Below are 12,595 nucleotides of genomic sequence, written 5' to 3'. Positions count from 1 at the left end.
TGTATCATTGAGGCTATCTGCACCGGCTGCTCATTGATATAAAATCAATAAATTTAAATAGGTATGTTGGCTGTGAAGCACACTGTAGAAGTCATGATTTCCGAACAGGAAGTAAAAACCCGAATTGCCGAATTAGGCCGCCAAATCTCTGAACATTACCGTGACAGTGGCAGTGAAATGGTGCTGGTGGGGTTGCTCCGTGGTTCATTTATGTTTATGGCTGATTTATGTCGCGCGATAGACGTTTCCCATGAAGTCGATTTTATGACCGCCTCGAGCTATGGCAACGGCATGAGCACCACCCGTGATGTGAAAATCCTGAAAGATTTGGATGAAGATATCCGTGGTAAAGATGTGTTGATTGTCGAAGATATTATCGACTCTGGTAACACGCTAAGTAAGGTTCGTGAAATTCTGCAACTGCGTGGGCCAAAATCATTGGCGATCTGTACGCTGCTGGATAAACCCGAGCGCCGTGAAGTACAAGTTCCCGTAGAGTGGGTCGGCTTTACCATTCCTGATGAATTCGTCGTGGGTTATGGTATTGATTATGCTCAACGTTATCGGCACTTGCCGTATGTCGGCAAAGTTGTGATGTTTGACGAATGATTGGGCGCGGCTACTGCGCGTTGGTATTTTAGGCTGATTGAGCGCGTGGTTAATGGGAGAGGGTGCGATTTAACACCCTCCCATAGCAACTCATTAGTTTTGTCTGTTTGGTTGCAGTATTTTAGCCATTGCTTCGCGGTACTTGATTTCCAGTTCGCTGAGGCTGGTACTTGAGATATTTAAATCTGTCAGTTTGCCGTCTTCGATACCATAGACCCAGCCGTGAATCATGGCTTTCTGCCCGCGCTTCCAGGCAGAGCGAACAATAGTCGAGTGACCCAAGTTATATACTTGTTCTACCACGTTGATTTTACATAACATATTGCTGCGTTCTTCGGCAGGAAGCTCACCCAGTAACGAGCTGTGCTTAAACCAAAGATCCCGAATGTGCAGTAGCCAGTTGTCGATAAGCCCCAATTCGAGATCTTTTTTCATTGCGGCTTCAACACCACCACAGCCAAGGTGACCGCAAATAATGATATGCTCGACCTGTAAAACGTCGATGGCATATTGCACCACGGACAAACAGTTCAGATCCGTATGGATAACCAGATTGGCCACATTGCGGTGAACAAACAATTCCCCCGCTTTCAGGCCGGTTAACTGTTCTGCGGGGACGCGGCTGTCTGAACAACCAATCCACAAAAACCGAGGTTTCTGGGCTTCCGCCAAGTGTTCAAAAAAACCTGGATCGTCTTTACTGATGGCTTTAGACCAGACGTCATTGTTCGCGAGGAGCTTCTCTATTTCTTTCATTAATGTAAATAGCCTGTAATGAACGGATTGCGTTAGGATAATATACGACAAGGATCACGATTTTAAAATCGGAACAGTGACTTTGTTGATCGCACATTTTTTGTCCGCACAACATCTTCTCTGTCTCTCACTGCTTCCCTTAGCCCCCGCAACTGGCCCTGACAGTGAGGGGGAAACAAGCCACGGACATACTGTGGCCGCTGGGAACTCATAGAATAAGGTTCTTTTTTACTTATGACATATGCACTGGAAATAACGCAACTGACCAAAACCTATGCAGGTGGCGTTCAGGCATTGCGTGGCATTGATCTGCACGTAGAGGCAGGCGATTTTTATGCGCTACTTGGGCCTAATGGTGCGGGTAAATCCACCACTATTGGTATTATTAGTTCATTGGTGAATAAAACCTCTGGCAAGGTGAAAGTCTTTGGCTACGACATCGATCAAGATATCGTAAATGCCAAACGCCAGCTTGGGCTAGTACCGCAAGAATTTAACTTTAATCCGTTTGAGACGGTATTGCAGATTGTGGTTACTCAAGCGGGATATTACGGCGTCACACGGCGAGAGGCTCTACAGCGAGCAGAAAAATATCTCAGCCAGCTCGATTTATGGAGCAAACGTAATGAGCGTGCTATCCGCCTATCTGGTGGGATGAAGCGCCGTTTGATGATTGCCCGTGCTCTGATGCATGAACCTAAACTACTGATTCTAGATGAGCCGACCGCTGGGGTGGACATCGAACTACGCCGCTCTATGTGGGGCTTCCTCAAAGAGCTGAATGCGCAGGGAACAACCATCATTCTGACGACTCATTATCTGGAAGAAGCGGAAATGCTGTGCCGCAACATAGGCATTATCCAGAATGGCGAATTGGTGGAAAATACCACCATGAAGCAGTTACTTGGCAAACTTGAATCAGAAACATTTATTTTTGATTTGGGTATTAAGAGCCCATTGCCGAAACTGGAAGGTTATAGCTATCGTCTGACGGACACCTCAACGTTGGAAGTTGATGTTAAACGTGATCAGGGCCTTAATGGCCTATTCAGTCAACTGAATGTTCAGGGAATTCAGGTACAAAGTATGCGCAACAAGGCTAATCGTCTGGAAGAGCTATTTGTCACCTTGGTTAATGGCAACGGGGGAGAAAAAGCATGACCCGTCTGTATTGGGTAGCATTACAGAGTATCTGGATCAAAGAAATCACCCGTTTTGCTCGCATCTGGATTCAAACTCTGGTGCCGCCGGTGATTACTATGTCGCTCTATTTCGTTATTTTCGGCAACCTGATTGGCTCCCGAATTGGTGATATGGGGGGCTTTGATTATATGCAGTTTATTGTTCCTGGCCTAATCATGATGGCGGTGATAACAAACTCATATGCTAATGTCGCGGCTTCATTTTTTGGCGCAAAATTCCAGCGCAGCATCGAAGAATTGTTGGTTGCCCCAGTTCCTACCCATATCGTAATTGTGGGTTATGTGGGCGGCGGGGTAGCGCGCGGGATTTGTGTCGGTATTCTGGTGACAATTGTTTCATTGTTCTTTGTACCGCTGCATGTCCACTCTTGGTCAATGATTGCACTGACATTAATGTTGACGGCGATTCTATTTTCTCTCGGCGGGCTATTGAATGCTGTTTTTGCCAAGACTTTCGATGATATCAGCCTGGTACCAACTTTTGTGCTAACACCACTAACCTATCTGGGCGGGGTCTTTTATTCGCTAGCCTTGCTCCCCCCTTTCTGGCAAGCGGTGTCAAAACTTAACCCTATCGTGTATATGATCAGTGGTTTCCGTTACGGATTCCTCGGAATTACTGATGTGCCGTTGGTCTTTACCATCGGTGTGTTAGTGGTATTTATCGCGGTATTTTATGCTTGGGCTTGGTATTTGATTGAGCGTGGCCGCGGCCTGCGCACCTAATACCCTACGGCCTTGACTTTGGGTATACTCTGCGGCCTTGCTGTTGCAGCGGTGAGCAACTACTTCACTGCTGTAACATCAAGGATTTTGGCCTGAGTGTTAAACATTGCTCGTAAATTATTAGTAAGTTAATTGTTGTTAATAATGGAATTTAATCGTAATAAATAATGTCCCCGCCTAATATCATCTTTCTCAACCTCGGGTGTCTCGTGTTATGCTGGCGCACCAGACTTTTCCCTTTTCAATTCAGCGCCGAATGCGCATAAGTAGAACAATAATGTGGCATAAAAACAGAATAGCTATTGGGATGCTACTCGGTATTGTCATGTCGGTAATGATGCCGGCAACCCATGCAGATCTCCTGCCAGACGAAGCGGTTCTTACCCCTAAATATATGGTTACAGACCGCGATAGCGAAATGTATTCATTGGTTGGCGATCAGGTCATTCCTGTCGGTGAGATTAAAGAAGATCAACTTATCCAGGTTTTGCCCGCGGCGGCAGAATATTATGAATTCAAGTTTGGTAACGGTATCGGCTTTATTGATAAAGACGATTTACGCGATATCAATAAAGCGCGAAAAAACAATGATATATTGGGTGACTTGAACAAGCCTCTACCAAATCAAAACATTATTATCAAACGCGAGACCCCTGTTTATCTGGTCGCAGATGTAGACGGCGAGCAATTTGCAACCTTAGCAGAAAACTTACGCTATCCGATTGTAGGTAAGTTGAAAGACCGGCTAGGTAACACGTGGTATCAGGTTAATATTGGCGATCGTCTGGGGTATGTCAGCAGCACTGATGCTGAAATAGATAATGGCATTCCTATTCTCACTTATCACCATATGTTGAAAAATGAGGAAAATAAACGTTTCCTGAATACTTCAACGACGACCTCTGATGCCGCATTTAGCAACCAGATGACCTATCTCAAGCAGACGGGTTATGACACTATTTCTCTTTATCAGCTTGAAGGTTATCTCAATAACAAAATTAACCTGCCGGCGAAAGTTGTGGTGCTGACATTCGATGACGGCCTTAAATCAGTCTATCGCTATGCTTATCCGATTCTGAAAGAAAATGGTTTCCGGGCAACGGCATTTATTATTTCATCGCGCATTAAACGTCATCCTCAGAAATGGAATCCTGACACATTACAGTTTATGAGTATTTCTGAATTGAAAGCAATTCAGGATGTATTTGATATTCAGTCTCATACGCACTTTTTACACCGGACAGACAATAAACGTAACCCAATCTTATTGAGTCGTTCTTATCATAATATTGTTTTTGATTTTGAACATTCTCGCCGGGCGTTGTCGCAGTTTAATCCACACGTGATTTTTCTGTCATATCCGTTCGGTGGTTTTAACCAAACCGCCATTGATGCGGCGAAAAATGCCGGTTTCCATTTGGCGGTGACGACCATGCAGGGCAAGGTCAAACCTGGCGATAATCCGTATACCCTCAAGCGGCTTTATATTCTGCGTACCGATTCCATTCCGACGATGGCAGAGCGTATTGCCAATGAACCTGGCCAGCCGGTTGCCGCTGCACCTGCGGTGATGGAGTCAGATTAGTTATTTTATAGTGTGACGTTAAGATATAAAAAAGGTGGGTTTAATGACAAAGTGCTCGCAGCGGTGAAAACAGGTAGATCGTAAAGACGCCGTAAACCCTTCCCTGGGGGCTCGAGCCGCGCCATCCCTGGCGCGGACGCTTTACTCTTCTACCTGTCCTCACCTTACAAGATCGAGATATCAAGGTTTACCAGCAGTTTTAGGCGCTGTGGTTAAGCTAAGCGCCTTTTCTATATGTGTAACTTCGCGTCCGACGGTTATTAAGCCACCTGAACGGGGACGGCTTTAGCCTTGCGTTGCAGCTGATTTTCACCCTCAAAATACGCCACTTTTGGGTGGTGCAGACGGGCATCAGCATCGGACATCTGGACATAGGAACAGATAATCAATTTGTCGCCAACACAGGCACAACGTGCTGCTGCGCCGTTCACTGAGATAATTCGTGAACCTCGTTCGGCAGCGATAGCATAAGTTGAAAAACGCTGACCATTATCAACGTTATAAATATCAATGGCTTCATATTCCAGAATACCTGCGGCTTCCAGAAAATCCTGATCAATAGCGCAGGAACCTTCATAGTGCAAATCAGCTTGAGTGACTTTCACCCGGTGCAGTTTGCCTTGCAACATAGTGCGTATCATAACTCTTACCTTTGACCCCGGTTATTGCCCAGAATAAGTCTGGCACCCGCCCCATCATCGATCGATTTAGGGAGAAGCATCCAGTTTTGCTGATTTTATATCAGTTGTCTATGACTGACTTTGTATCCCCAGCGCCAACTTGCAGTGCAGGTTTCTTTTGAGAGAGTCAATACACGCTGTATTGTTAAAATTAGCCTTGTAAATCAACCTGTTGATTATCAATTAGGCGAGCTTTACCTAGCCAGGCGGCCATCAATATCACGGCTTGCTTACTGTCAACTGTCAACGGTTGCAAGGTTTGGGCGTCACGGATAAACAGCTCATCCGGTGTAAAACCGGCATTGCGTAATTGTTCTGCAGTGTCAGCCAGTAACTCATCAATCTGCCGTTCACCCATGGCGAGCTTCTCAGCTAACGCCTGCATTATCTTATAAAGCTGCGGCGCAATTTTGCGCTCTTCAGCGGTCAGATAACCATTACGGGAACTCAGTGCCAAGCCATCTTTCGCGCGTACAATGGGCACGCCGATAATATTGATGTCATAGCCCATATCCGCCACCATTTTGCGGATCAGCGCGAGTTGCTGATAATCTTTCTCACCAAAGCAGGCCACATCCGGTTGAACCAGATTGAACAGCTTGCTGACGATAGTCGATACACCACGGAAATGGCCAGGGCGGCTGGCACCCTCCAAAATAGTTGATAGGGCAGGGACGTCAACATAGGTCTGGCTGTCCAGGCCCGCGGGGTAAACATCCGCTGCTGCTGGGGCAAACACTAAATCTACACCGTGGCGGGTCAGCTTCTCGCAATCTTCCTGCAAGGTGCGCGGGTAGCGGGCTAAATCATCCGGGCGCTCGAATTGCAGTGGATTGACAAAAATACTGACAACCACAACATCGGCACGAGTTTTGGCATCTTCCACCAATGTCATATGCCCTTCGTGCAGGTTACCCATCGTAGGTACCAGTGCGATTCGCTTACCCTCTTGACGCCAACGGCGGATTTGCTGGCGTAACAGTGGCAAAGTCTCAATAATCAGCATCCCAATTCCCCTGAATTTTTATCAATAAAAACTTACTGGAAAGTATGTTCTTCAGCGGGATAGTCGCCGCTCTCAACTTCTTGAATATACAGCTTAATGGCGGAGCGAATGTCCCCCCCACTTTGCGCCAGGAAGTTTTTGCTGAATTTCGGCGTATGTCCACCAGTAATGCCCAAGGCATCATGCATAACTAGAATTTGCCCGTCGGTAACATTCCCCGCGCCAATACCAATCACCGGAATAGCCAGTGCTTCCGTTACGCGTTGTGCCAGTTCCACCGGGACGCATTCCAGTACCAGCAATTGTGCACCAGCATTTTCAAGCGCCTGAGCATCTTTCAACAGTTGGTTCGCCGCGACTTCTTCACGGCCTTGTACTTTGTAACCGCCGAAAATATTGACTGATTGTGGAGTTAACCCCAAGTGCCCACATACCGGAACCGCCCGTTCTGCCAGCATACGAACGGTATCGCACAACCAGCTACCGCCTTCCAATTTGACCATATTGGCCCCGGCCCGCATCAGTTCGGCAGCATTGACAAATGTTTGCTCTGGTGTGGCGTAACTCATAAATGGCATGTCTGCTAATAATAGGCAATGAGGTGCACCACGGCGCACAGCACGAGTGTGATAAGCCACATCCGCAGTTGTGACTGGCAATGTCGAGTCGAAGCCCTGTAACGTCATACCGAGCGAATCACCGACCAGCAGAACCTCAATTCCCTGTTCGGCGAATAATTGCGCAAAGCTGGCATCATAGGCAGTCAGTGTGGCGAATTTACGCTTCTCGAGTTTCCATTGGCGCAAATGGCTCATGGTGGTGGCTTTCATCACTCTTTCTCCTGAGACGGTAGGTTAAAATGGAGGGATATCAGATGGGCATATTATGTGTTGGATTTAGCAAGCACCCTTACCAAGGTATCAGGCCATTTTTATCCACGAGTTTAAGGCGATCTGACAGCAATTCGCCATCGGGGAAAATAAGATCAGGGGCAATATCGGCCAGAGGGTAGAGCATGAACTCTCGCTCTTTCAAACCATAATGCGGCACAATAAGGCGATCAGTTTTTATTACTTGATCGCCATACAGCATAATATCGAGATCCAGTGTCCGTGGCCCCCAGCGCTGTTCTTTCCTCACCCGCCCTTGATTGCGTTCAATGGCTTGAGTGCTATCCAGTAGCTGTTCTGGCGGCAGGGCGGTATCTAAGGCCACCACCGCATTAAGAAAATCCGGCTGATCCTGTGGGCCTAACGGTTTAGTGCGGTAAAAAGGCGAGCATGCCACCAACTGGGTGCGCGGCAGATGCGCCAGCGCTTCCAGTGCAGTTTTAACCTGTTGTAGTGGCATGGACTGATTACTGCCTAGCGCGATATAGACTCGGATCATGGTGCGTATTATGCCCCTTCGTTACGTGGTGCTGGCTTCCGTGGGCGGCGAGGACGCGAGCGACGCGGCGCTGGATCGGCCCCTAAGGTATTCAGCATGTTTTTTTGTTGTAGCGGCGTGGCTTCTTGGAATTCGCCCCACCATTGCGCAAGACGCTGTAACTCATGGTTATTTTCTACTTCCGCGCGCAATGCTAACAAGTCATAAGCTGCCCGGAACTTTGGATGCTCCATCAGCTTATGCGCACGTTTACCCTGACGGCGCGACAGGCGCAGTTGCAGCAACCAGATATCTCGGACCAATGAGGTTATACGCTTTGGAATCGCAAGTGAACGGCACTCTTCATCCAGTACATCATTCATTGCCAGTGCGAAAGCATCATAATAGGCCAGACCACTTTCTTGCGTCAGCTTCTGCGCATGTTCAATCAGCGGATACCAAAGCATAGCGGCAAATAAGAATGCCGGATTGACGCGCTTATCATTATGCAAACGATAGTCTGTATTTTTCAAAACCTGAACCAAAATACGTTCCATCGGTGAGTCATGATGTTCGGTAAAATGGCGGGCAATCAGCGGGAATAACGGCTGGAAAAGCTGATATTCACACAGTTTTAAATAGGTTTTATAGCCGTAGCCGGATTGCAGTAGCTTGAGTGACTCTTCAAACAGGCGCGCGGGCGGGATCTCGTGCAGCAGTGAAGCCAGACGCGGGATCGGCTCTGCAGTTTCCGGGCTGATGGTCATATCCAGTTTTGCGGCAAAACGAACTGCTCGCAGCATCCGCACCGGATCTTCACGATAACGGGTTTCAGGGGAGCCAATCAGGCGGATGATACCTTCTTTCAGATCACGCAAACCGCCGGTGTAATCGCGCAGCGCAAAATCAGAAATACCGTAATAGAGGCTATTAATAGTGAAGTCGCGGCGCTGAGCATCATCTTCAATGGTGCCGAAAATGTTGTCACGCAACAGCATGCCATTTTGTGCTTGCTGAGAAGAATTTTTGTCACTGTCTTCCGCTTGTTGCTGCTCGTGGTGACCACGGAAAGTGGCGACTTCAATGATTTCCGGGCCGAACATCACATGGGCCAGACGGAAACGGCGACCGACCAGGCGGCAGTTGCGGAATAATTTTCGCACTTGTTCTGGCGTGGCGCTGGTGGTGATATCAAAATCTTTCGGTTTTTTGCCCAGCAGCAGGTCACGGACACCGCCGCCAACCAGATAAGCTTCAAAACCTGATTTATTCAGGCGATAGAGAACCTTCAGCGCATTATCACTGATATCTCTACGGGAAATATTGTGCTGATCGCGTGGAATGATCGTCATTGCACTTTGTTGTGAAGCCATTTGTTGTAAAGAGGGCTGTTGTGACGCAGGCACCGCATGATTCTTGCGGCCAGTATTCGTTCTGGCAGGCCTTTTCTCTTTGCGGGCCACGTTATCTTCACCGGGCACTATATCTTTACGGGCACTGCTATCACGGGCCGTGTCATCACGGACAGCTTTGCTATCGCGAGCTGATTTATCATCGCGAATCAGTACCTTACGGCAGAAATTGGCTACTCGGGTAAAAATGGTACACCTCGATAGTGGCTAATAAATTACAGAACAACAGAAAAACAGCGGCTAATCATAGCTCACCGTGCTGTCTTTGAGAATGCCGTTGTGTTTTCACTGGCGATCATCGCCCCATGATGCGGAACTGCTGCCAATGTCCAATTTTCGACGGCAAAACGTAATAATAACGGCAAATCAAGATCTTGCCAGCATTCTGGCAGAGGTTGCCGCAAAAACTTCAGTGCCTCGATTAAAATCGGGCGTGGATCGCCATGGGACAACGGCGGCGCATGATTTTGCTTAGATAGCTTATTACCATCATGATTCAATGCCAGTGGCAAGTGCAAATAGCCAGGTACGGGTTGTTTTAACTGCTGGTAGAGGGCTATCTGACGCACCGTTGGCTCAATTAAATCGGCCCGCGTACAATCTCGGTCACACCTTGAAAAGCATCATCAATCACCACTGCCAAGTTATAGGCAAATAGGCCATCTCGACGGCGAATAATGAAATCCTCTTCGGCTAGCGCGGGCGTAGCATGTAACTCACCCAGTAATTTATCACAAAAGGTATAAACCGGATGAGTCTGTCGCAAACGAATAGCCGCGCCTTTGGCGGGTAAATGGCGGTCACGGCAATAGCCGTCATATAAACCACCGATCTGCTGAATGCGGCTGCGGGTGCAGGTGCAGTAATAACTCAGCCCTTGTTGTTCCAGCCAGTCTAAGGTGGCGCGATAGGCTTCGTGGCGCTGAGATTGATAAATAACTGGGCCATCCCAATGGAGGCCATAGTGGTCCAATGTCGCTAAAATGCGGTCTGCAGCGCCAGGGATTTCACGAGGGGGATCAATATCTTCGATGCGAACTAACCAACGCCCACCTGCAGCGCGGGCTTGCAAGTAACTTCCCAATGCAGCAATCAGCGAACCAAAATGCAAATCGCCAGATGGAGAAGGTGCAAAACGCCCAATATACGGGGTCTGCGTAAGCGCAGCTTGCTCGGTATTGATATTTTCGGGCATAAAAGGAAAGGGAAATCCAGTGTGGTAAATACGGTGCCGGAGGGTGACTCTGGCACCGTGTCACAGGTTATTACTGTGTTAGCCTGCCATCTGCTTTTCGCGGATTTCGGCTAGGGTTTTGCAGTCAATACACAAATCTGCAGTGGGTCGTGCTTCCAGACGACGAATACCAATTTCTACGCCACAAGACTCGCAGAAACCGAAATCCTCATCCTCGACTTTTTTTAGCGTTTTCTCGATCTTTTTAATCAGTTTACGCTCGCGGTCGCGGTTACGAAGTTCAAGACTAAACTCTTCTTCCTGCGCAGCACGGTCTACCGGATCGGGGAAATTAGCAGCTTCGTCTTGCATGTGCGATACAGTACGGTCTACTTCGTCCCTGAGCTGGTTGCGCCATGCTTCAAGAATCCGCTTGAAATGCAACAGCTGGGCGGCATTCATATACTCTTCGCCAGGCTTCTCTTGGTATGGCTCTACCCCAGCGATGGCGAGAATGCTCAAGGACGAGGTTTTACGTTTTTGCCCTTCTTGCATGATGCTTCTCCTACATTCATACGCACTATCAAAATCCCCAATAGGGGAAAAAATCAGGCCGCTATAAATAACAGAAGGGAGGAAGGTTAGCAATTATTCCTGTCGCCTGCTTGACAATGGTGTGAGGGCAGGCGTATTTGGCGAGCAACTTCATCCAATAATCGCTTTTTTTATTCAGCGTTCTGAATGGGGTGTTTCGTCCAGTAATAACGGTAGGCGAGCATCCAGCGCAATACCGTCAGGCGATAGTTGAAAACCGTAGCAAATAACCTCCACTCCTGCTTGCTGAGCCTGAGCCAGCAATTCTGCATAGCGTTTGTCAATGTGTCGGGCAGCGGCGACCTGCCTGATGCCCGTATGCAATACGGCAAAAAAAAGTACCGCCCGGTGACCATTGGCAACCCTGTTTTGTAACTCCCTGAGATGCTTCTGACCCCGCAGAGTGACGGCATCCGGGAAATATCCACACTGTTGCTGTAATAAAGTAACCGATTTGACTTCAATATAGCAGTTAGGCCTATTTTCTGCCTGCAATAACAAGTCTATACGGCTATTTTCATCCCCATATTTAACCTCTCTTTTGACAGAAGTGTAACCAGATAATTCAACAATATAATTATTATCTATTGCTGCACTGACCAACTCATTGGCACGTAAGGTATTTACGCATATCCAATCATCGGTTTGGGTCTGAGTTAACTCCCAACTATGGGGATACTTACGTTTTGGGTTATCCGAGGTCGAATACCAGACCCGATCCCCTGGTGTGGCACAACCAGTCATTGCTCCAGTATTAGCGCAATGAATAGTTAATGTTTCTCCCGCGGGCGTCACAATATCAGCTAAAAAGCGTTTATACCGCAGGATAAGTGTGGCGGACTGTAATTTGGGGTTAAAAGATAATAACCGAGGGGCCAAAGTCAGCGGCCGGGGGTTAGATGGCATCAGGTTTCCTTTCAGCGCTAGCCAATGGCCAGCTTTGCACAATGTTATAACGGGTGCGGCCTCGTGTGAATACCGATTCATATAACGAAAAAAGGTCTGCCCGAAAGCTTTCGTTGGGGGCTTTAGCCGGTATGGCAACCGGGCGAGTCGCTCCACGGAATAATGTCACATGAGGATGAAATGGCAGCGGCGTTTGGTAACAACCACTGCGCGCTGCTTGGGATCGCAACAACTGAGCCAACTGCAACAGCCCGCGAGGGGGATTTTTACACCCGAGCCAGATCACTCCGGAATTGGGCCAGTGGCCAATATCATCCAGCGTGATGTTAAAACCTGACTGACTAATGCGCCCGGCCTGCTGCTGCAAGACCTGAGCTTTGGCGTTACTGACCTCGCCGAGGAACGCCAGTGTCAGGTGGAGATTCGCGGCAGCAATAGGGCGGCCAGCCTCGGGCGGGAAGTTATCCGCTCGCCAGGGCACAATGGTCTGCTGCAGGGGCTCCGGCAAGGCCAGAGCAAAGAACAGGCGACGAACGCTGCTTTTATTCGCACTTTCTTTATTAATCATTAGATTGGC

At 48.1% G+C, this 12,595-nt stretch carries 13 protein-coding genes and 1 pseudogene; 4 read left to right on the top strand and 10 right to left on the bottom strand.

Going from position 1 to position 12,595, the window contains the following annotated elements; genetic code table 11:
- The first annotated feature begins 63 nt into the window (after positions 1-63).
- Positions 64-609, top strand: coding sequence for a hypoxanthine phosphoribosyltransferase (hpt, locus tag DX162_RS02320; protein WP_004389053.1), 546 nt, complete (start codon positions 64-66; stop codon positions 607-609).
- 93 nt (positions 610-702) lie between these two features.
- Here the strand turns inward: hpt and can are convergent, their stop codons facing one another.
- On the bottom strand, positions 703-1,365 hold the full coding sequence (can, locus tag DX162_RS02315) for a carbonate dehydratase (RefSeq protein ID WP_004389054.1): 663 nt from the start codon (positions 1,363-1,365) through the stop codon (positions 703-705).
- Between the two features lie 234 nt (positions 1,366-1,599).
- Here can and DX162_RS02310 point away from each other — a divergent pair, with 234 nt between their 5' ends.
- The 3 genes from DX162_RS02310 (at position 1,600) to DX162_RS02300 (ending at position 4,878) form a co-directional block, all read left to right on the top strand.
- Positions 1,600-2,526, top strand: a complete 927-nt coding sequence (locus DX162_RS02310; protein WP_004389055.1) for an ABC transporter ATP-binding protein — start codon at positions 1,600-1,602, stop codon at positions 2,524-2,526.
- The gene (locus tag DX162_RS02305) at positions 2,523-3,293 is read left to right on the top strand and encodes an ABC transporter permease (RefSeq protein ID WP_005156782.1); all 771 of its coding nucleotides are present in this window, start codon (positions 2,523-2,525) and stop codon (positions 3,291-3,293) included. Before DX162_RS02310 ends, DX162_RS02305 begins: the two co-directional genes overlap by 4 nt.
- Before the next feature lie 277 nt (positions 3,294-3,570).
- Positions 3,571-4,878, top strand: a complete 1,308-nt coding sequence (locus DX162_RS02300) for a polysaccharide deacetylase family protein (protein ID WP_004389057.1) — start codon at positions 3,571-3,573, stop codon at positions 4,876-4,878.
- Between the two features lie 260 nt (positions 4,879-5,138).
- On the opposite strand, the gene panD is transcribed toward DX162_RS02300, so the two are convergent.
- The 9 genes and pseudogenes from panD to thpR form a co-directional block, all read right to left on the bottom strand.
- The gene (gene panD, locus DX162_RS02295; protein ID WP_005156780.1) at positions 5,139-5,519 is read right to left on the bottom strand and encodes an aspartate 1-decarboxylase; all 381 of its coding nucleotides are present in this window, start codon (positions 5,517-5,519) and stop codon (positions 5,139-5,141) included.
- A 190-nt stretch (positions 5,520-5,709) separates the two neighbouring features.
- Complete coding sequence (gene panC, locus DX162_RS02290; protein WP_004389059.1) at positions 5,710-6,564, bottom strand: pantoate--beta-alanine ligase; 855 nt, start codon at positions 6,562-6,564, stop codon at positions 5,710-5,712.
- A 32-nt stretch (positions 6,565-6,596) separates the two neighbouring features.
- Complete coding sequence (panB, locus tag DX162_RS02285; protein ID WP_004389060.1) at positions 6,597-7,394, bottom strand: 3-methyl-2-oxobutanoate hydroxymethyltransferase; 798 nt, start codon at positions 7,392-7,394, stop codon at positions 6,597-6,599.
- A gap of 79 nt (positions 7,395-7,473) precedes the next feature.
- Entirely contained in the window at positions 7,474-7,953 is a 480-nt protein-coding gene (gene folK, locus DX162_RS02280) for a 2-amino-4-hydroxy-6-hydroxymethyldihydropteridine diphosphokinase (protein WP_032819167.1), read from the bottom strand.
- A gap of 8 nt (positions 7,954-7,961) precedes the next feature.
- Positions 7,962-9,533 carry a polynucleotide adenylyltransferase PcnB gene (gene pcnB / locus DX162_RS02275; protein WP_071777575.1) on the bottom strand — a complete coding sequence of 524 codons (1,572 nt, stop codon included), beginning with the start codon at positions 9,531-9,533 and terminating at the stop codon, positions 7,962-7,964.
- Positions 9,534-9,595: 62 nt separating this feature from the next.
- A pseudogene (gluQRS, locus tag DX162_RS02270) lies at positions 9,596-10,539 on the bottom strand (tRNA glutamyl-Q(34) synthetase GluQRS).
- 78 nt (positions 10,540-10,617) lie between these two features.
- Complete coding sequence (gene dksA, locus DX162_RS02265; protein ID WP_004389064.1) at positions 10,618-11,073, bottom strand: RNA polymerase-binding protein DksA; 456 nt, start codon at positions 11,071-11,073, stop codon at positions 10,618-10,620.
- Positions 11,074-11,247: 174 nt separating this feature from the next.
- Positions 11,248-12,018 carry a DNA/RNA nuclease SfsA gene (gene sfsA, locus DX162_RS02260; protein WP_080548223.1) on the bottom strand — a complete coding sequence of 257 codons (771 nt, stop codon included), beginning with the start codon at positions 12,016-12,018 and terminating at the stop codon, positions 11,248-11,250.
- Positions 12,008-12,586, bottom strand: coding sequence for an RNA 2',3'-cyclic phosphodiesterase (gene thpR / locus DX162_RS02255; RefSeq protein ID WP_004389066.1), 579 nt, complete (start codon positions 12,584-12,586; stop codon positions 12,008-12,010). Before thpR ends, sfsA begins: the two co-directional genes overlap by 11 nt.
- Positions 12,587-12,595: the final 9 nt, after the last annotated feature.

Origin of the sequence: Yersinia kristensenii, from assembly GCF_900460525.1 — a bacterium.
In the GTDB taxonomy this organism is placed as follows: Bacteria; Pseudomonadota; Gammaproteobacteria; order Enterobacterales; family Enterobacteriaceae; genus Yersinia; species Yersinia kristensenii.
This window is presented reverse-complemented; position numbering and strand designations above follow the sequence as displayed.